This is a genomic window from Bradyrhizobium sp. BWA-3-5, assembly GCF_032917985.1.
GTDB lineage: Bacteria > Pseudomonadota > Alphaproteobacteria > Rhizobiales > Xanthobacteraceae > Bradyrhizobium.
In genome coordinates, this window is the sequence record NZ_CP136626.1 from 2,574,849 (window position 1) to 2,594,735 (window position 19,887).

Sequence of the window (19,887 nt, forward strand, 5' to 3'; positions counted from 1 at the left end):
GCAGCACCAAACCTTCCGGGGCCATCCCTTTGATCGACAAGCTTGAACTCCTGCTGGCGCTCGCGAAGGAGCGGCATTTCGGACGGGCGGCGGAAGCCTGCGGCGTCACCCAGCCGACGATGTCGACCAGCCTGAAGCAGCTCGAGGAAATTCTCGGCGTCATGCTGGTGCAGCGCGGCTCCCGCTTCCAGGGCTTTACGCCGGAGGGCGAGCGCACGCTCGACTGGGCGCGGCGCATCGTCGGCGACGCTCGCGCGATGCGACAGGAGATCAACAGCCTCAAGGATAAGCTCTCCGGCGAGATCAGGATCGCGGCGATCCCGACCGTGCTCGGCATGGTGGCGCAGCTCACGACGCCGTATCGCGCACGCTATCCGGACGTGCGCTTCCGCATCCAGTCCTGCACCTCGGCCGACGTGCTCGGGCTACTCGAAAATCTCGAGGTCGATGCCGGGCTGACCTATATCGAGAACGAGCCGATCGGCAAAGTGCGCACCATCCCGCTTTACAATGAGAGCTATCGCCTGTTGACCGCGCCCGACGCCATGTTCGGCGACCGCGACAAGGTCACCTGGAAGGAAGTCGGGCAGGTGCCGCTGTGCCTGCTCACGCCAGACATGCAGAACCGCCGCATCATCGATCGCGCGCTGGCGTCCGTCGGCGCCGAGGCGACGCCGACGCTGACCTCGAATTCGCTGCTGGTGCTCTACACCCATGTGAAGACCGGGCGCTGGGCCAGCGTCATGCCGGCCAAGCTTGCGGAGACGCTGGGCCTCTCGGACTCCGTTCGCTCCATTCCGATCGTCGATCCCGTCGTCGACTACAGCATCGGCCTGGTGGTGCCGCAGCGCGATCCGATGACGCCGCTGATCGCGGCGCTGGTGCAGGTCGCGCGGGAAGTGGCGCCGGCACTGGAGAGCAACTAGTAGCTCGCTGCCATCAGTTTCAGGCGCGGGTAAAGCTGGTCGATGGCGGCCATGTCGCTGCGCATCTGGGAAATGATCCAGTCCCTGATCTCGCCAACCACCGGCCGCACCGAGCGGGCGGGCGGATAGACCAGTTCGCACAGCCGCCGTGTCGTGGTCAGCGTCTCCGACGCCGGCACGAGCGCGCCGGTCAATAGCCAGTGCGACGCGACGGTGAGCCAGCCGAGCGCGATGCCTTGGCCGAGCAGGGCGGCCTGCACGACCACCGCGTAGTCCGAAAAGCTGAGCGACTTCGCCGGGCCGGATCGTCTGGTGTGAAAGGTCGGGTATTCCGCGGCCCAGTCGCCGGGCGTGTCGGCCAGACGGATGATGGTATTGGCCTCGAGGGCCCCATCGGTGCCAATGGCATCGCGATAGGCAGGGGTGCAGATCGGCAGCATCACTTCCTTCATCACCAGCGCGCCGTTCTGCTCGGGATCGAAGCGGTCGCGGAAGCGCATGCCGAGATCGACATTGTCAACCGGTCCACGCAGCGGACCGGAGATCAACTGGAACCGAAGGTCGACGGCTGGAAATTCCCGCTGCAATTTGTCGATGCGCGGCATCAGCCAATGCGTGGTGAAGGCCGAGGAGACCGAGAGCGTAACGGTCTCTGTGCCCTTGCGGCGGCGGTCGATCTCGATCAGGCCGCTTTCGATGCTGCGGAATCCGTCCGATACCCGGCGATAGAGGATTTCGCCTTCCTCGGTGAGCACCGCGCGGCCTGCCGCACGGTCGAACAGGCGGACGCCGAGATAATCTTCGAACTGGCCGAGCATGCGGCTGACTGCAGGCTGGGTGACGTTGAGTTCGGCAGCGGCAGCCGTGAAGCTGCCATTGCGCGCCGCTGCGTCGAAGACGAACAGGGCGTGGCTGGAAGGCAGCATGCGGCGTAGATCTGGCATAACTTCAGATTATGCCTTCGGTGAGAATTTGGCAATTGCCCGTCTGGGGCAAGTCTGATTGCATTGGCAGAACAGCCTTTCCGCAAGGGCAGGCGTCAAAATCTGGCGCGGCGGCGAAGCTCCCCGGAGCTGTGCGGTCTGGCCAGTCTATAAGACAAGATCATGCCGGTTCACTGGCCGATTGCGGCACGCCGCAAGCGGCATCGATGACGCGCATCGGAGCGCTGCCATCGGGCTAACGGGGAAGATCCTTGGGCAAGGGCGGAGAGAGCGTCGACATCCGGTCCGCGAGCAAGCATTACGATGCGGTCTGCGCCCTCGATGACGTGACCTTGAGCGTCGCGCCCCGCGAATTCGTCTCGCTGCTCGGTCCGTCCGGCTCCGGCAAAACCACGCTGCTTGGCATTCTCGGCGGCTTCATCCTGCCTTCGTCCGGCTCGATCCATTTTGGCGGCCGGGATGTGACGTTGCTGCCGCCGCACAAGCGCGACATCGGTGTCGTGTTCCAGAACTACGCGCTGTTTCCGCATATGAGCGTCGGCGAGAACGTCGCCTTTCCGCTACGCGCGCGGCGCCTGCCGAAGGCGGACTGGCCGGAGAAGGTGCGGGCCGCGCTGGCGATGGTCGGCCTGGCCGGCTATGAGGCGCGCGGTATCTCCCAGCTCTCGGGCGGCCAGCGCCAGCGCGTGGCGCTCGCGCGCGCCATGATCTTCGAGCCGCGCCTGATCCTGATGGACGAGCCGCTGTCGGCACTCGACAAGCAGTTGCGCGAGGCGATGCAGATCGAGCTGCGCGAACTGCACCGGCGGATCGGCGCCACCATCATCTATGTCACTCATGACCAGCGGGAGGCGCTGACCATGAGTGATCGCGTCGCTATCCTCAAGGACGGGCGGCTGGTCCAGATCGACGCGCCGCAGCGGCTGCACGATCATCCCGCCGATTCCTTCGTGGCGAGCTTCATCGGCGAGGCGAGCCTGTTGCCGGTCCGCCGGGTCGATGGCTCAAGCGTCGCGCTAGGCCCGTCGATCCTGCGGAGCACCCGCGCGATCCCGGATGGCGACGATCTGATGCTCGCCGTCCACAGCGAAAAGCTCCTGATCGATGACGGCACTGGCGATGCGGGGCGCAACCGGCTGACCGGCAAGGTCACCGACATCGTCTACCAGGGCGAAAGCCTGCGGGTGTTCCTGCAACTCGCCGACGGCACGAGCCTCAGCCTGCGCCAGCCAAGCCACTACGAGGCGGCCCGCCGCATTCCTCCGCTCGACGGTGAGCTCACCGTCACTCTTCACCCCGAAGACACCATCGTCGTGCCGAAGGCGCGGCAATGAATTCCCCAGGCGAAAGTCCAACAACAGAGATGAACATGTCCTACGATAGCTTCAAGGTTCTCACTTTCGATGTCGTCGGTACCTTGATCGATTTCGAAGCCGGCGTGCTCGACGCGGTGCGCCGGATTGGCGGCCCCAAGGCGGCCGATCTCAGCGACGACCAGATCTTCGCCCCCTACAAGCGCGGCCGCGACGCGCATCCCGAGCGGTCGAGCGAAGTGATGTTCAACGTCTATCGCTACCTCGCCCGGGAATTGGGCCTGCCGTCGGATGACGCCGCCTGCGATGCCTTCCAGCTTGCGGTGCTGCGCTGGCAGCCGTTCGCGGATTCGGTCGAGGCGCTCAAGCGGCTGCGCACCAAGTTCCGCCTGGTCGCGATGACCAATGCCGACCGCGTCGCGCTGTCGGCTTATGCGCACGCGCTCGGCAACCCCTTCCACGACAGCGTCTGCGCCGACGATACCGGGGTGGCAAAGCCCAATCCGGAATTTTTCGCCTACAACAAGGGTCGGCAATCGGCGTTCGGCTACAAGCAGTCCGACATCCTCCATGTGGCGCAGAGCCAGCACCACGACATCGGGATCGCCCGAAAGCTCGGCTACAAGGTGTGCTGGATCGAGCGCCGCCAGGGCATGAAGGGATTCGGCGGCACGCCGGAAGTGGCGGAGCTGACGAAGCCCGACTTCCATTTCGCCTCCATGAAGGCATTCGCCGACGCCGCCGTCGGCAATTAGAGAGACGCGGCGATGGCGGACGCCTGGACCCCGATAGCCCCGGCGGCTTCCCTGTGGGCCGCTACGGCGGAGCCGTTGCCGACCTTTCCCAAGCTGGTGGGCGAGCGGCAGGCCGACGTCGTCATCATGGGTGCGGGCTATACCGGACTGTCTGCGGCGCATCACATCGCAAAAAGCGGCCTCGCGCCGATCGTGCTCGAAGCCAGTCAGCCCGGCTGGGGCGCGAGCGGTCGCAATGGCGGCGTCATCACCGCAAAGTTCCGGCTGTCGTTCCGCGACATCGACGCCACCCACGGCCGCGCCATGGCGCGGCGCATGTACGACATCGCGTATGAATCCGTCGATATCGTCGAGGAACTGGTGTCCGAATTCGGCATCACCAGCGCGCGGCTGACGCGTAGCGGACAGGTCAAGGCGGCGCACAATGATGCGACCTTGAAGGCCGCGATCGATGAGGCCGCGTGGATGACGCGCGAGATGGGCGATGCCAAGGTGCGGATCCTCGACCGCGACCAGGTGCGCGACGAAACCGGCTCGCAGGTCTTCGTCGGCGGCGTGCTCAATCCAGGCTCCGGCGGTATCCATCCGCTCAACTACCTGCGCGGTCTCGCTGGGGGTGTTGCCAAGCGCGGCGTACCGATATTTCAGGAGAGCCCGGTGCTCGCGCTCCGGCGCGACGGCGATGGCGTTATCGCCGAGACGCAAGGCGGCAGCGTGCGTGCCCGTCAGGCCATCATCGCCACCAACTCCTATTCCGATCTGACGTCGGCAACAGTGCGGCTGCAGCGCACATTGGTGCCGTTCCGCAGCGCCATCATTGCCACCGAAAAATTGTCGCCGAATCTCGCCGGCAGCCTGATGCCGACAGGACGGACCTATACCGAGACCAAGCGGATGATGCGCTGGTTCCGCAAGGTCGACGATCGCGTGATCTTCGGTGGGCGCGGCGCCTTCGGCAAACAGGATTCAGAGAGTGCATTCGACGCGTTGCGCAAGGCGATGGTCGGAATCTTTCCAGAGCTTGCGGACATCCCGCTCGCCTTCAAATGGTCCGGCCTCGTCGCCATGACGCTGGACTCCGTGCCGCATGTCGGTCGCCTCGATGACCGTACTTTCTACTCGGTCGGCTACAACGGCGCCGGTGTTGCGATGTCGAGCCTGATGGGCCGCTATCTCGCGGCCCTGGTGCGCGGCGAGGCCGTCGATCTCGGCCTGCTCGACGCGCGCCGTGTCAGGACCATTCCATTCTATCCGCTGCGCGAACCGGCCGTCCGCGCGGTGGCCGGCTGGTACCAGTTTCTGGATGCGATAGGGCGTTAGCCATTGCGCGCCCGGTCATAACAAGAGGGGTTGAACATGATGATTGCGTCTCTGTGTCGACGTGCACTGCTTGGCGGCTCTGTTGGCGTCCTCGCTACGCTGTCCAGCCTGCCGGCCAGTGCGGACCAGATCACCTTCGTTTCGCAAGGCGGTGCCTATCAGAAGGCGCAGACCGTCGCGATTCTCGACCCCGCCGCCAAGAAGCTCGGCATCACCATCAATCAGGACAGCATTCCCGACGCCTGGCCCGCGGTCAAATCGCAGGCGGCGAGCGGCAAGCCGACTTGGGACGTCGTCGACATGCCGACCGGCAATTGCCTGCGCGGCGGCGAGCAGGGGCTCGTCGAGAAGCTCGATTTCGCCAAACTGCCGAACGCGGCGGCGATGCCGGAAGCCTATCGCTCGGCCTATTCGGTGACCTACGAGTTCTATTCGAGCGTGCTTGCCTTCAGCAGGAAGAAATTCCCGGATGCCGCGCCGTCGAGCTGGGCCGATTTCTGGGATGTGAAGAAATTCCCGGGTCGCCGCGCTTTGCGCAATCACCCGTTCGCGACGCTGGAGGCGGCGCTGATGGCGGACGGCGTCGCGCCCGACAAGCTGTACCCGCTCGACGTCGATCGCGCGTTCAGGAAGCTCGAGGAGATCAAGCCCAACATTACGGTGTGGTGGACCTCGGGTGCGCAGTCGGCGCAGCTCCTCAATGACGGCGAGGTCGACATGGTGATGGCCTGGAACGGCCGCGTCAGCGCGCTGATGGGCGAGGGCGCCAAGGTCGGCTTCACCTTCAATCAGGGAATCCTGCAGAGCACGTCACTTTGCATCCTGAAGGGCGCGCCCAATCTCGCCACCGCTGTGCGCTTCGTGAACGAAGCGGTCGATCCAGTCAACCAGGCCAACCTGCCGCTGCACATCGACTACGGCCCGGCCAACCCCAAGGCGTTCAACACCGGCGTGATCAAGCCGGAACGCGTCGTGCAGCTGCCGAGTGCGCCCGACAACGCAGCGAAGCAGGCGCTGATGTCCTATGCCTGGTGGTCGTCGCCGGCCGGCGAGGCGGCCGAGAAGCGCTGGGTTTCGTTCATGCAGAAATAGCCTCACAGCGGAGATCGTGGTCGTGCAGAGCCCGGTACCAGACATCTCGCTCCGGCATCAGCGTCGTGAAGGGCGGCTGATGCTGGCGCTGGCGTCTCCGGCGCTGCTGGTAATCCTGTTCCTGATCGTGCTGCCGGTCGGGTGGCTCGCCTGGCAGTCGGTCTATCACGACGGATTCACGCTGGAGAATTATCGACGGATCTGGAGCGAAGGCATCTACTGGCGCAGCTTTGCGCTGACGTTCGAGATCAGCCTTCTGGTGACGCTGCTGGCGCTGCTGCTCGGATATCCGATCGCGTATGCGGCAAGCATCGCGCCACGCGGCTGGAGCATCGTCATCCTCGCTCTGGTGGTGCTGCCGTTCTGGACCAGCGTATTGGTGCGGGCCTATGCCTGGCTTGCGCTGCTGCAGCGGACCGGCGTGATCAACCAGGTGCTGCGGCAGCTCGGCGTAATCGACGAGCCCTTGGCGCTGGTGCACAACACGTTCGGCACCGTCGTTGCAACACTGCATATCCTGCTGCCGTTCATGGTGCTGCCGCTATACGCCACCATGCAAAAGATTCCGCGCGACCTGATGCAGGCCGGCGCCAGCCTCGGCGCCGGGCCGGTCCTGACGTTCTGGCGGATATTCCTGCCGCTCTCGCTGCCCGGGGTGCTGGCAGGCTGCACGCTGGTGTTCGTGCTCACGCTCGGATTCTACATCACGCCGGAACTGCTCGGCGGCGGCCGCACGGTGATGATTTCGATGCTGGTGAGTCGCAATGTCGAGCTCTACGACCAGTGGGGCGCGGCAAGCGCCGTCGGTGTCGTGCTGCTTCTGGCGGTCGCGGCGATCTTCTTCGCCGTCAGCCAGTTCATTCCGCTCGATCGCGTGCTGGGGCAGAGATGAGGATGCCGCGCCTGTATCGCATCGCCCTCCTGCTGTTTTGCGCGCTGGTGCTGCTGTATCTGATCCTGCCGATCCTGATCATCGCGCCGATGTCGTTTTCAGCTGCGCGCTTCCTCAGCTTCCCGCCGCCATCGCTGTCGCTGCGCTGGTATCAGGAATATATCGGGAATTCGGCCTGGATGCAGGCGACGCGCGTGACGTTCACGGTGGCTATCCTCACGGTGGTCATCGCGACGCCGCTCGGCGTCGCCGCCGCCTATTCCATCAGCCGGTCGACATCGCGGATCATGCGGCTGATCCATGTGACGCTGCTGCTGCCGCTGGTGGTGCCGATCATCATCACAGCGGTCGGCATCTTCTTCGTCTATGCCAAGGTCGGCCTGGTCGCGACCATGACGGGACTTGTGCTCGCCAACGTCATGCTCGGCCTGCCTTATGTCATCATCTCGGTCGTGGCGGGGCTGCAGAGCTTCGACGCCACACAGGAGATGGTCGCGCGCAGCCTCGGCATGAACAGGCTGCGCAGCTTCTTCGCCGTGACGCTGCCGCAGATCAAGGCCAGCGTGATCGCGGGCGGCATCTTTGCCTTCATCTCCGCGATGGATGAGACCATCGTCGCGCTGTTCATTTCCGGGGGGCAGTATCAGCCACTGACCAAGCGGATGTTCACCGCGCTTCGCGACGAGATCGACCCGACGATTGCCGCGATCTCGACGCTGATGACCGCGGTCTCCTTCATGCTGGTCCTGGTCGCGTCGACCCGGTCGAAGAAGGGCCTGTAGGGAGGGGTCAGGCGGCGACCTGACTTTTGGCCTGCGGCCGCTGCGCCTCGCGCGGCAGCACGATGCGTACCACGGTGCCGGAGCCGAGCTTGGAGCGCAGCCGCATCGTGCCGCCATGCAGGCTGGTCAGCGAGCGCGCGATGGCGAGGCCGAGGCCGGAGCCCTGGTAGGTCTTGGTGAGCTGGCTCTCGACCTGCTCGAACGGCTTGCCGAGCCGCCGCAGCGAGTCGGGGGCGATACCGATGCCGCTATCGGCGATCATCAGCACGATCGAGTCCGGCAGCATGTGGCTGCGCACGGTCACCCGCCCGTGGTCAGGCGTGAACTTCACGGCATTGGACAGCAGGTTGACGAAGATCTGCTTCACCGCGCGGCGGTCGGCCACAACCGAAATGGTGCTTTCGATGTCGGCGTCCAGCGTCAGGTTCTTGTCCTCGGCGCGTCCCGAGACCACGCGCAGCGACTCCGCCAGCAGCTTGGACAGGTCGAGCTGCTCCTTGTCGAGCTTCATGCGGCCGGCCTCGATCTTCGACATGTCGAGGATGTCGTTGATGACCTCGAGCAGATATTTCCCTGATGTCAGGATGTCGTGGCAGTACTCCTGATATTTGTCGGAGCCGAGCACGCCGAACATGCCGCTGCCCATGATCTCGGAGAAGCCGATGATGGCGTTCAGCGGCGTGCGCAATTCGTGGCTCATATTGGCGAGGAACTTCGACTTGGCCTGGTTGGCTTCCTCGGCGCGGTTCTTCTCCCGCGAATATTTTTCCGCGAGGTCGGCGAGCTCGGCTTGCGAGCGCTTGAGATCGATCACGTTGGCGCGGAGGCGGGCGTCGTTCTCGATCAGCTTCTGTTCGTGCTCCTTGATGCGGGTGATGTCGGTGCCGACCGAGACGTAGCCGCCGTCCTTCGTGCGGCGCTCGGAGATGTGCAGCCAACTGCCGTCGTCGAGCTGCGCTTCGAAGGTGCGGGCGCCCGGCACCGGCGCGCCGGTCTCGTGCAGGCGGGTACGCACCTCGGGCATGCTGCCGACCTCGATCACCGTCTCATAGGACGTGCCGGGGGTCACGGCGGTGTCGGGCAGCTTGTGCAGGCGCTGGAAATGCGAGTTGCAGAGCACCAGGCGATCTTCCGCATCCCACAGCACGAAAGCTTCCGGGATAGTCTCGATCGCATCGCGAAGCCGAAGGTCGGCCTCCACCGTCTTCTCGGCGAGGCTCTTCTGCTCGGTGATGTCGACGGCGATGCCGATCAGGTGCAGGCCGCCGTCGGCCTGGGTATGGCTGAGTTCGCAGCGCACCCGGAGCCAGATCCAGTGACCGTCGGTGTGCTGCATGCGAAAACTCTGATCGATGTGGTCGATCTCGCCGGCGATCATCTGGTCGGCGATCGCAAACAGGTCGATGTCGTCGGATTTCACCAGCGCGTTGACCTCGCCGAAGGTGAGGAGATCGTTGCGGGAGTCGAGGCCGAGCATCGTGAACATCGAGGCCGACCAGAAGATCCGGCCGCGGGACAGGTCCCAGTCCCACAGCCCGCAGCGGCCCCGGTTGAGCGCAGTGTCGATCCGGCCGCGCACCGCGTCGTTGATGAGGTCGCCCTCGCGGGCACGCGTCGACTGCCAGTGGAAGGCGAAACCGAGGATCAGCACGACGAAGCCGGTGGTGGCCGACAGCGTCACCGACAGCGCTGCGTCGGAGCCCCACAGCGGCTCGTTCTTCTCCTGGATCACGATGACCTGGCCAGGCAGCGCCTTGACCAGCCGCGAGATCGCCACGGCGCCGTTGCCATTTGGCAGCGTCATGTCGGTGACGACGCCCTGCTGGCCTGGAGCTGCGATCAGTTGCGCCGTGCTGATGATATCGAGGACGCGATCGTTGCCGCCGAGGCCGCTCTCGACGGGGACGCGCGCCAGGATGCGATGATCCGAGCCGGTGATGATGACATGGCGGCCGCTCGCGACGCCCCAGGCAGGGATCAGGTCGGGCAGCAGGCTCTGCAGTCGCTCAATATAGGCGATGCGGTCCTGCCGCACCGAGGCAAGGCGGTCGAGGCGTTCAGCGAGCAGGTCGGTCAGCGCGGAGAGATCGCGCTTCATCGCAGCGCGCTTCTGCCGGCTCTGGTCGATCACCTGCACGAAGGCGCCGAGGCAGATGGTGATCAGGAAGGCGATGATGAGCGTCGGGACGGCGCGACGAAGCGCCGGCTCGGCAATGAGCAGCCGGTGATAGGCAGGTTTCGCGATCGATTGCGCCAATCCTTTAATCGAGTCGGATTGAACGTACGCGTTCTCCGCGTGCGCTCGCGCCATGCCTTAGACCCCCGCCGAAAGCCCATTTGCACACTTTCCGGAAGTACCCCACACAACTTCCGAATCACAGCGATTTGAATCCACTTTTTTGGGGCTGTCGAGAGTCAACAATTCGTTAATCGAAATAAATGTTGTCCAATACAAATTAAGGCGCCGGCGAGACGAGTCCGAAACGAGAACGTGTCCGCAAAATTACGCACGCGGCGGTTCCGCGTGGCTGATCACGCGCTTGATCGATGGGAACGCGCGCCGCAGTGCGCGCTCGATCTCGTCGACATTCTCATGCACCTTGATCACGCTCATCGACGGTGCGGCGCGGCAATGGAAATTAACGATTTCGCCGGCCTCGGTATCGCGCACCCGCACGTTATGAATGTCGTGGATCGTGCCGCTGCCGGCAAATTGCGAGAGCGCTTTCCTGATGGTCTCGACGCGTTCGGGCGAGGCGTCGGTGCCGTGCGGCAGCTCCGGCTCGAGCGGCTCGATATGGGTGTCGACCTCGACATCCTCGCCGAAATCCTCGCGGATGCTGCGCTCGAGCGCATGGGCGATGTCATGCGCGGCCTTCAGCTCCATGTCGCCGTCGACCTCAAGGTCGATGCTGACGGTCAGCTTGTCGCCGAGATCGTGCACGGTGACGTGATGAACCGCGAGGCCGGAATTGCGCGCGATCACCATGATGCGCTCGCGCACGCTCTCGTTGTCGCGTGCGACCGGCACCGCGGTGAAGGTGAGGTCGGCGTCGCCGAGCGCTTCGGAAACCGCCGCCTGCGCGGCTCTCTTGATCGCCTCGACGCGATCGATCGGGTAAGTGCGCGGCACCTTGGCGATCGCATCGATGAAATGCGTCGGCCCGACCATGCGTACGCGCACGCGCTCGACGCCGACCACGCCTGATACCGAGCGGATCGCCAGCGTCGCCTTTTCCGAGGCGCCCTCCGGCGCGCGATCGAGCAGGGTCTCGATAGTGGAGCGGCCGAGCCGCAGGCCGAGAATCGATATCATCACGGCGACCGCGATGGCCGCGACCGAATCGCCCCACGCAAAGCCGAGGCCGGTCAGCACGAGGCCGATAATGACGGCGATCGAACCGAGCACGTCGGATGCGAAATGCAGCGCATCCGCCGCCAACGCCTGGCTCTGGGTCTCGCGCGCCGTGCGGTGCAACGCCCGCGCGCGCCAGAAATTGACGGCGATGTCGATCACCAGCACGACGAAGGGAACAGCCGAGATCGTCGGCGGCGGCGCGCCCTCGCTCAGCCGGCTCCAGGATTCGACCAGGATGCCACCGGCCAGCACGTAGAGCAGCGCGATGACGCCGAGTGCCGACAGGCTTTCGAACTTGCCGTGGCCGTAATGGTGCTCCGCGTCGGCCGGCTGATCGGATACCCGCACCACCAGCCAGGTGATGACGGTTGCGATCACGTCGACCGAGGAGTGCAGGGCTTCCGAGATCAGCGCGAGCGAGCCGATCGCGATGCCGACCGCGAACTTGGTCGCCGCCATGCCGGCGCTGGCAAAGATCGAGATCGCCGCGACGTTGGTCTTGAGGGTAGGAGGGCTGGTCATGGCAGGCGGTTTAGCAGGGCATTATGCAAGATCAAAGCGGTGTTGAAGGCGCAATCGCCAATCACTTGCAGGAGCGAATCGTTGTTGCTGTCGTCCTCCGCGGAGGACCCAGGACTCCGCGGCTCATCGATTCGATCACGGCCGCCTCAGGCATAACTGAGTCGCCCAGGGCAAGGGCCTCAACCGTTCAAGCGGCGGGGGATATAGAGATGTGTTCATAGCTCACATCGAGTTCTCCGCCATCGGCGCCATCATTCGAGAAAGGGCGACGTGCACCTGCTACTCCCTTGAGGGGAACGATGCGCCGACCCGTACGCATTGGGTGAAGATCGATGGTGAATACAACATGGCTTGGGCGTCGTCGCGCTCCATCTGGCATTCGGCAAGCACGTTCACAATTCCGGCGTGAGAGCGGCTTTGCAAAATCATTTGCCCGGCGAGCAGGCGCGCGCAGGGACCTGAAGGCCGTCCGCCTTCCGGAAAATGGACCTGATATGGTCAACTAAAACGTCGGCCATCCCTTTAGAAACCATCAACGAACCCTTGAGATGGAACACCTGCGGGTGTGACCGAGATCATACGGGTTCCCTCGGCTTCCAGCGCATTGTGTCGCGGCTAATCGATCCCTCGAGGTCCGGATGCACTGCACGAACTGCGCGGCCGAAGTCCCGGAGCAAAGCAAATTCTGTTGGCAATGCGGAGCGGCGGTGGTGCGGCGCTGCCCGGCCTGCCGTGCAGTAAATCCCGCTCCAACGAAGTTCTGCGTCGACTGCGGGGCTAAATTGCACGTGGAGTCTACCGCGCCGAAAGCCCAGGACTCGCGGCCGCTCGAGCGGCGGCAGCTTACGGTACTGTTTTGTGACCTCGTCGGATCGACCGAACTCTCCGCGAGGCTCGATCCCGAAGATTTCGGCGCCATCATTGCAGGCTACCGGCGCTGCATCGTTGAAACCGTCAGCCATTTCGGCGGCTTCGTCGCGCGACATCATGGGGACGGCGCGGTCGTATATTTCGGCTATCCTCATGCGCACGAAGATGACGCAGAGCGCGCCGTTCAAGCGAGCCTCGCTTTGGTGCAGGCGATTGTCGCCTTGCCCGCGAAAGAGAAACTGAGCGCGCGCATCGGTATTGCAACCGGTGTCGCGCTGGTCGGTGATATGTCCGATAGCGCCATTTCGGAGGAGCACGGCATCCTCGGCGACACCCCGAATCTTGCCGCCCGATTGCAATCGCTCGCGAAGCCGGGCAGCGTTGTCATCTCGGAGAGCACAAAGACGATCGCAGGGCCGCAATTCGAGTACCTCGATCTCGGTAAAGTCGACGTCAAGGGATTCGCAAGGCCGATCGCTGCCTGGCAAGTCGCAGGCAAGACAGCGGTAACCACCCGATCGCACGCTCTCCAAAGCAGCAATTTGCTGCCGCTCGTCGGTCGCGATGAAGAAATGGAGTTGATTCTGAGCCGATGGAAGCGGGCCAGGAGCGGCGAAGGCCAGGTGGTGCTGCTCTCCGGCGAGGCAGGAATCGGCAAATCACGGCTCACCGTTGCGCTGCTGGAACGGCTGGCTCGCGAACCGCATATACGCCTGCGTTGTTTCTGCTCGCCGCAGCATACCGATAGCACGCTCTATCCGGTGATCGGCGAGATGCAGCGCGCCGCCCACTTTGCGCACGATGACAGCCAGCGCGTGAAAATGGACAAGCTTGACGCCTTGCTGGCGCAAAGCTCGACCCCTCCGGAGGATGCAGCGCTGTTTGCCGAAATGCTGTCGCTGCCCAGCGATGGACGTTACCCCCCGGTTGAAGTCGAGCCGCAGCTCCGTCGTCAGAAAACGTTGAAAGCGCTTGGTGCGCAGATCGAGGCGCTGGCGCGCATCAACCCCTTGCTGGTGATCTTCGAAGATGCGCATTGGGCCGATCCGACCAGCCTCGAATTGTTCGTCAAGGTGGTGGACCTCGCCGTGAGTCACCGGCTCCTGCTGCTGGTTACCTTCAGGCCGGAATTCAGCCCATCCTTGATTGGACGGCGGCACGTGACGGAGCTGACCCTCAACCGGCTGGCGCCGCGCGACATCGATTTCCTGATCGAGGGAGTCGTCGGCAACCGTTCGCTACCGAACGGCATCCGCCAGGACATCATCGAGCGTACCGACGGCATTCCGCTGTTCGCCGAGGAGATGACCAAGGCGGTGCTGGACGCGGAGGGTGAGGATGATGCGCAGCGGGTTTGCGCGGGGGCGCCGACGTCCGTTGTGGCGGTTCCGGCAAGCCTTCAGGCCTCGCTGATGTCGAGGCTCGACCGGCTGGGACTGGCGAAGAACGTGGCGCAGGCCGGTGCGGCGATCGGTCGGTCGTTTTCCCACCTGTTATTGGCCGCACTCGTGCGAAAGCCAGAGGAAGAGCTGGACGCCGACCTCGACAGGCTCATTGCCGCAGGCTTGTTGTTTCGACACGGTATCCCGCCGCATGCGCGCTACCTGTTCAAGCACGCGCTGGTGCAGGACGTCGCCTACGGTACGCTGCTGCGGGAGCAGAGGCGCGCGCTGCACGCGCGGATCGCCGAAATCCTTGAAGGCCAGTTCCCGGAAATCGCCGAGAGCCAGCCCGAACTGCTCGCGCGCCACTGCGCAAAGGCCGACCTGATCGAGAAGTCAGCGCGCCTGTGGGGCAAGGCGGGACTGCGATCACAGGAGCGCTCGGCGCTGGTCGAAGCAGCAGAACAGCTTGACCGGGCGCTGGCGCAAATGGCAACGCTGCCCAGCACGCCCGACCTGCGGCGCGAGCAGATGATCCTGCAAGTCGCGCTGTTGAACACGCTCATGCATGTCAGGGGATATGGCGCTCCCGAAACCAAGGCCGCCGTGGCGCAGGCGAGGGCGTTCATCGAACAGGCCGAACAGCTTGGCGAGTCGCCCGATGACCCGTCGTTGCTGCTCTCGGCCCTCTTCGGCCAGTGGATCGTCAATTTCATCGCCTTCGATGGCGACGTTGCGCGGGAGCTCGCGGCACGGTTTCTCGAGCTTGGCGAAAAGGAGAGAGCGGCGGTCCCGCTCATGATCGGGCACCGCACCATGGCCAGTACGCTCGCCTTGAGGGGCGACATCGTTGACGCCAAGGCGCACTATGATGAAGCCCTGGCGCTCTATCGGCCCGCCGAGCACCGGCGATTGATGACGCGATTTGGCCAGGATCTCCGGGTGACGTGCCTGGCCTTTCGTTCGATGAACGCCTGGCTGCTCGGCTATCCGCAGGCCGCGCTTGATGACGCGGACTGCGCGCTGGCGGAAGCGCGCCAGATCGAGCATGCCGCGACCTTGATGTTCACGCTGAATTTCCCGATTCTGGTGAACACCTATTGTGGGAACTACCACGCGGCAAACGAGCATCTCAACGAGCTTGTCGCGCTGGCCGAGGAGAAGGGTGCCCCGTTCCGAAAAGCGGAGGGCGTATTGCGGCGGGGCTATATCCTGACGCTGACGGGAGCCGCGAAAGCCGTCGAGACCGTCACGGCGGGTATCGATCTGTGGCGGTCGGCCGGATCGACAATATTTACGCCGGAGCAGGAGTTCATGCTGGCCATCGCGCACGCGGATTCCGGCCAGTTCGATCACGCCTGGCGCTGCATCGGCAACGCCATGAAGGCGATGCAGGCAACCAAGGAAAGATGGTGCGAGGCCGAGGTCCACCGCGTTGCCGGCGAAATCGCACTCAGGTGGCCGCGGCGGGACGAGGCGAAGGCGCAAGAGCATTTCGAGCATTCCCTGACCATTGCCCGGGCGCAGGATGCGAAATCGTGGGAATTGCGTGCGGCCACCAGCTCGGCCCGGCTCCTCAGCCATCAGGGCAAGCGAAAAATGGCACGTGACCGTCTTGCGCCCGTCTACGACTGGTTCACCGAAGGATCCAACACCAGCGATCTGCGCAAGGCCAGGGCTTTGCTTGCCGAGCTTCATTGATCGCGCGTTCCGGTCACGTTTTTCAGGATACGGCAGCTAGGGGCGCTGATCTCGCGTACCGCCGGACGCATTGCAGCGCCGCGTTCCTGCCCTCTGGACACGAGCCGGCCGCACTGTCCAAACTCACCCAATAATAAAAGTGGAGGCGCCGATGATCGTTGTCGATTCCCAGGTTCATGCCTACGAGGCGAACAGCCCGAAGCGGCCCTGGCACAGTGTGCCGAACTGGCCCGATCACGTCACCGGGGACGAGATGGTGGCGGCGATGGACAGGGTTGGCGTCGACGGGGCGATCTTCATCTCGGCCTTTTCACTGTATCGCTACGACGCTTCCTATGCCGTGGAGGTGGCGCAGGCCCATCCCGGCCGGCTAGCCATCGTCAAGCCGATCGATCCCGACGATCCCGCCGCCGCCGACGTGGTCGCGGAGTGGAAGAGAACGCCGGGCACGGTAGGAATTCGCGTCTGGCTGACAAGGGATGCGAACCGCGCGCCGGATGATCCTGGTATCGAGCGGATTGTGCGGGCGGCTGTGCGCCATGACTTCCCGGTGAATGTGCACTGCTGGGACAATCTGGACGCGGCCGCGGCGCTGATCGATCGCTATCCCAACGCACGGTTTATCATCGACCATATGGGCATCCTGCAACCGCGCGTGCCGCCGGCGCCGCCCGAACCCTGGGTCACGCTTCCGAAGGTGCTGGAGCTTGCCAAGCGGCCGAACGCGGTGATCAAGATCAGCGGCGCATGCACGCTGTCGCGCGAGCCGTATCCGTTCAATGATATCTGGGATCCGCTGGCGCGGATCTTCGATGCCTGGAGTTTCGAGCGCTGCCTGTGGGGCACCGACTGGACGCGGGCATTCGCCGTCGTCAATTACGAGCAGGCCGTTGAGCCGTTCCGCACGACGAGCCGGCTGAGCGAGAGCGAGCGCGCCATGCTGATGGGCGGCGCGTGCATGAAGGCGTACGGCTGGTCACCGAAGAAGGCGTAGCAGGCCGTAGGGCGGATTAGCCGAAGGCTAATCCGCCGCTCCGTCTCGAATATGGCGGATTACGCTGCGCTAATCCGCCCTACGCAGTTTTACCGTTCGGCGCTGACGAGCTGATAGGTTCCGCGTTCGAAGGCGTCGTAGACGGCCAGCGCCTTGGCGTCGGCGAACGGCAGATACTGCATCATGATCACGCCGGCGATGCCGCGGGCGGGATCGATCCAGAAGAAGGTGTTGTTGATGCCGCCCCAGCTCAGGCTGCCGGGCGAACGCTTGCCGGGCACCTGGTCTGTCGTGATGAGGAAGCCGAGACCCCATTTGTCGCGGCCGTCGGCGATGAAGGTGAAATCGGCGCTGCGCGGCAGCGCGGATTTCAGCGCGGGGACCGAAACCGCGCCGATGTGGTTCTGGCCCATCAGATCGACCGTTTCGGCCTTGAGCACGCGCGCGCCGTCGAGCTCGCCGCGGTTCAGCAGCATGCGCACGAAGCGCCCGTAATCATCGGCGGTCGAGGCAAGGCCGCCGCCGCCGATCGGGGAGGCGATGGTGAGGCCGAGCTGCGGACTCTGCAATTCAACGTCGCCGTCCATGCGCGCGCCGGCGCGCTGCTGTTGGGCGACGAGGCGCGGACTCTTGGCTTCCGGCACATTGTAGGAGGTGTCGTCCATCTTGAGCGGGGCGAAGATGTGCTGGCGGAAATAATCCTCCAGCTTCTGGCCGGAGATCACCTCGACCAGCTTGCCGCAGACATCGGTAGAGGTGCTGTAGTGCCAGCGCTCGCCGGGATCGAACAGCAGCGGTCCGCCGAACGGATAGGTTTCGCCGGCCTTCGGCTTGAAGTCGCGCCAGATCGTGCTGGTGAACGGATAAGCCAGACCAGACGTGTGCGTCAGGAAGTGCCGGACCGTCGGCGGCTTTGCGGCCGGGCGGAGCTGATAGGCGCCGGTCGCCGGGTCGAACTTTTCGAAGACCTTCAGTCCCACCAGCTCCGGGAGGTATTTTTCGGCGGCATCATCGAGGCCGAGGCGGCCCTGCTCGACGAGCTGCATCAGGGCGACCGAGGTTACCGGCTTGGTCATCGAGGCGATGCGAAACAGCGCATCGGCGGCGAGGGGACGGCCGGTAGAGACATCGGCGACACCGAAGGCGCTCCGATAAAGCACGCGCTCGCGGTTCGTGATCAGAGCGACCACGCCCGGCACGTCCTTGCGCTCGACCGCTCCGCGCAGGCTGGCGTCGAGGGCCGCGCTGCCGGCCGAATTCTGTGCGCTCGCGCTGCCATCCACCGCAGCAGCCGCAACGCCTATGCTGAAGATCATTCCTATCGCCTTTCGATACATCGAAGCCTCCCTTTGTGCTTAAGCCCGGGTGTTGCCCGCGCAGCCCTCCCGAGGCTCTTTTTTGTTTTGGCGCCGGCTTCGATATTGCGACGCGGACACGGCGCCGCGTTGGCTCGTCGCGCCGGGACGCTAGCACTTGTCCCTTGTCGAGTCTCGCATTCTCGCGATCGAGCGTTGCGCGCGCGAAGATCGGGAGCCGACGTTCAATACGCACGGTCAACGTGCCCATCGTGTCGTCGAATGTCTGTCTGCTGTCGGGGAGTGGGCATGGGCCCGCAGCGCGAGGGCACCTGGCCCAGTCTACGATTTGCCGGGCACACGCGGTGAAAGTGCCAGAAGTCCCGCGGTAGCAAACGCCAGCAGGGCAGCGACCAGAAACGTCTGCTGGAACGCTGCAAGGAAGCCCGCTTCGACTTGCAGCGCCTCAAACAGCATCAGGATAACCGAGGCAGCGGTTACGGTGCCCAGCGTTCGCGTGAGCAAGGCGAGACTTCCCGCCACGCCGCGGTCCCTGAGCGGAAGTGCTGCGGTCACCACATCAGCATAGGCAAGCTGGAACAGGCCGAGGCCGACACCCTGCACGACCAGCCCCGCGATCCGCAGGATCGTTGGGGTCTGCTCCGTCCATGCACTCAGCAGCAGAAGTCCGGCGCCGATCGTAGCTGCACCAGCAGTCACCAGCCGCTGAGGGGAGATCTGACGCTCGATGAGGCGCCCGCCGATTGGAGAGGCCAGCACGGCGCCCGCCGCGCCCGCAGCCAGGATGGCGCCGCTCTCCGCGACCGAATAGCCTTGTATCCGTGCTAGGTGATACGGCACCAGCAGCCAGACCGAAAAAGCCGCGAGATTGGCCAGCACGCTGACAAGGTTCAGCAGCGCAAAGCCCGGCAGCCTGAGAATCTCGATCGAGATGATCGGTTCTTCCGAGCGGGATTGACGGAACATGAAGCCTGCAAGGGCCCATGCCGACAGCAGTCCGAGCCAAACGGCAGCGGGTTCGCGCAGACGGTTGAGCGCCATCAGCATGGTCACGAGCCCCAGGATCAGGGCGATGCTGCTCAGGATGTCAAAGCCACCGCTGGTCATGGGTGGCCGCGATACCGGCACACCGCGCAGCATCACCAGTGCGGCGATGGCGATCGGAATCCGGAACCAGAAGACCGCGGGCCAGCCCCAGATTGCCGTCAGGATGCCGCCAAGCAGGGGACCGAGCATCAGGCCAAGCGCCATCATCATCGTATAGATGCCGAGCGACCGGCCGCGCCGTTCTTCGCCGTAGAGAGATGTCACCAACGCCACGCTGCAGCTCAGCACCAGTGCTGCGCCAATTCCCTGCAGGCAGCGAAAGAACAGCATCGCGCCGTAGCTCGGCGCATAGCCGACGAGAAGCAGCGCCACCGCGCTCCAGATCAAGCCGATCCGAAAAACGATGGCGTGGCCCATGGTGTCGCCGATGCGACCGAGCGACAATAACAGGCTGGCGTAGGTCAATACGTAGGAGATCACCACCCATTGGATATCGCCGATCGCGAGGTCGAATCCCCGGGTGATGGCAGGGAAGGCGATGTTGACTGACGTGTCGAGCTGCGCCGTCGCCGTGCCGAGCCCGATCATGGCGATCTGCCAGCCCCTCGAGTGGAGCAGGTTGGCCGGCGCATTGAGAGGGTCGGGTTCAGTCGCGGAAGCCACGCGGGACGCT

Annotated in this window: 14 protein-coding genes; 9 read left to right on the forward strand and 5 right to left on the reverse strand. The window is 64.3% G+C overall.

Annotated features, from left to right (window positions below):
• The first annotated feature begins 29 nt into the window (after positions 1–29).
• Positions 30–926, forward strand: a complete 897-nt coding sequence (locus RX331_RS12210; RefSeq protein ID WP_317256804.1) for a LysR family transcriptional regulator — start codon at positions 30–32, stop codon at positions 924–926.
• On the opposite strand, the gene RX331_RS12215 is transcribed toward RX331_RS12210, so the two are convergent.
• Positions 923–1,870, reverse strand: coding sequence for a LysR family transcriptional regulator (locus RX331_RS12215; RefSeq protein WP_317256805.1), 948 nt, complete (start codon positions 1,868–1,870; stop codon positions 923–925). The genes RX331_RS12210 and RX331_RS12215 overlap by 4 nt on opposite strands.
• A 251-nt stretch (positions 1,871–2,121) precedes the next feature.
• Between RX331_RS12215 and RX331_RS12220 the strand changes: the two genes are divergently transcribed.
• The 6 genes from RX331_RS12220 (at position 2,122) to RX331_RS12245 (ending at position 8,024) form a co-directional block, all read left to right on the forward strand.
• Positions 2,122–3,204 (forward strand): ABC transporter ATP-binding protein, encoded by a 1,083-nt coding sequence (locus RX331_RS12220; protein WP_317256806.1) that lies wholly within the window; start codon positions 2,122–2,124, stop codon positions 3,202–3,204.
• Positions 3,205–3,239: 35 nt separating this feature from the next.
• Positions 3,240–3,938, forward strand: a complete 699-nt coding sequence (locus RX331_RS12225; protein WP_317256807.1) for an HAD family hydrolase — start codon at positions 3,240–3,242, stop codon at positions 3,936–3,938.
• Positions 3,939–3,950: 12 nt separating this feature from the next.
• Positions 3,951–5,258 (forward strand): FAD-dependent oxidoreductase, encoded by a 1,308-nt coding sequence (locus tag RX331_RS12230; RefSeq protein ID WP_317256808.1) that lies wholly within the window; start codon positions 3,951–3,953, stop codon positions 5,256–5,258.
• A 39-nt stretch (positions 5,259–5,297) separates the two neighbouring features.
• Entirely contained in the window at positions 5,298–6,350 is a 1,053-nt protein-coding gene (locus tag RX331_RS12235) for an ABC transporter substrate-binding protein (RefSeq protein ID WP_317258100.1), read from the forward strand.
• 79 nt (positions 6,351–6,429) lie between these two features.
• Positions 6,430–7,242, forward strand: coding sequence for an ABC transporter permease (locus RX331_RS12240; RefSeq protein WP_317258101.1), 813 nt, complete (start codon positions 6,430–6,432; stop codon positions 7,240–7,242).
• A gap of 2 nt (positions 7,243–7,244) precedes the next feature.
• Positions 7,245–8,024: an ABC transporter permease gene (locus RX331_RS12245; protein WP_317256809.1), complete on the forward strand. Its 780-nt coding sequence runs from the start codon at positions 7,245–7,247 to the stop codon at positions 8,022–8,024.
• A gap of 7 nt (positions 8,025–8,031) precedes the next feature.
• On the opposite strand, the gene RX331_RS12250 is transcribed toward RX331_RS12245, so the two are convergent.
• Both RX331_RS12250 and RX331_RS12255 read right to left on the reverse strand, forming a co-directional pair.
• Positions 8,032–10,335 (reverse strand): PAS domain-containing sensor histidine kinase, encoded by a 2,304-nt coding sequence (locus RX331_RS12250; RefSeq protein WP_317256810.1) that lies wholly within the window; start codon positions 10,333–10,335, stop codon positions 8,032–8,034.
• Between the two features lie 192 nt (positions 10,336–10,527).
• Entirely contained in the window at positions 10,528–11,904 is a 1,377-nt protein-coding gene (locus RX331_RS12255) for a cation-efflux pump (RefSeq protein WP_317256811.1), read from the reverse strand.
• Between the two features lie 638 nt (positions 11,905–12,542).
• On the opposite strand from RX331_RS12255, the gene RX331_RS12260 reads away from it, so the two are divergent.
• Positions 12,543–15,857: an adenylate/guanylate cyclase domain-containing protein gene (locus RX331_RS12260; protein ID WP_317256812.1), complete on the forward strand. Its 3,315-nt coding sequence runs from the start codon at positions 12,543–12,545 to the stop codon at positions 15,855–15,857.
• 151 nt (positions 15,858–16,008) lie between these two features.
• Positions 16,009–16,851 (forward strand): amidohydrolase family protein, encoded by an 843-nt coding sequence (locus tag RX331_RS12265; protein ID WP_317256813.1) that lies wholly within the window; start codon positions 16,009–16,011, stop codon positions 16,849–16,851.
• An 89-nt stretch (positions 16,852–16,940) separates the two neighbouring features.
• Here the strand turns inward: RX331_RS12265 and RX331_RS12270 are convergent, their stop codons facing one another.
• Together RX331_RS12270 and RX331_RS12275 are read right to left on the reverse strand one after the other, a co-directional pair.
• The gene (locus RX331_RS12270; protein ID WP_317256814.1) at positions 16,941–18,167 is read right to left on the reverse strand and encodes a serine hydrolase domain-containing protein; all 1,227 of its coding nucleotides are present in this window, start codon (positions 18,165–18,167) and stop codon (positions 16,941–16,943) included.
• A gap of 321 nt (positions 18,168–18,488) precedes the next feature.
• Positions 18,489–19,877 carry an MFS transporter gene (locus RX331_RS12275; protein ID WP_317256815.1) on the reverse strand — a complete coding sequence of 463 codons (1,389 nt, stop codon included), beginning with the start codon at positions 19,875–19,877 and terminating at the stop codon, positions 18,489–18,491.
• Positions 19,878–19,887 lie beyond the last annotated feature (10 nt).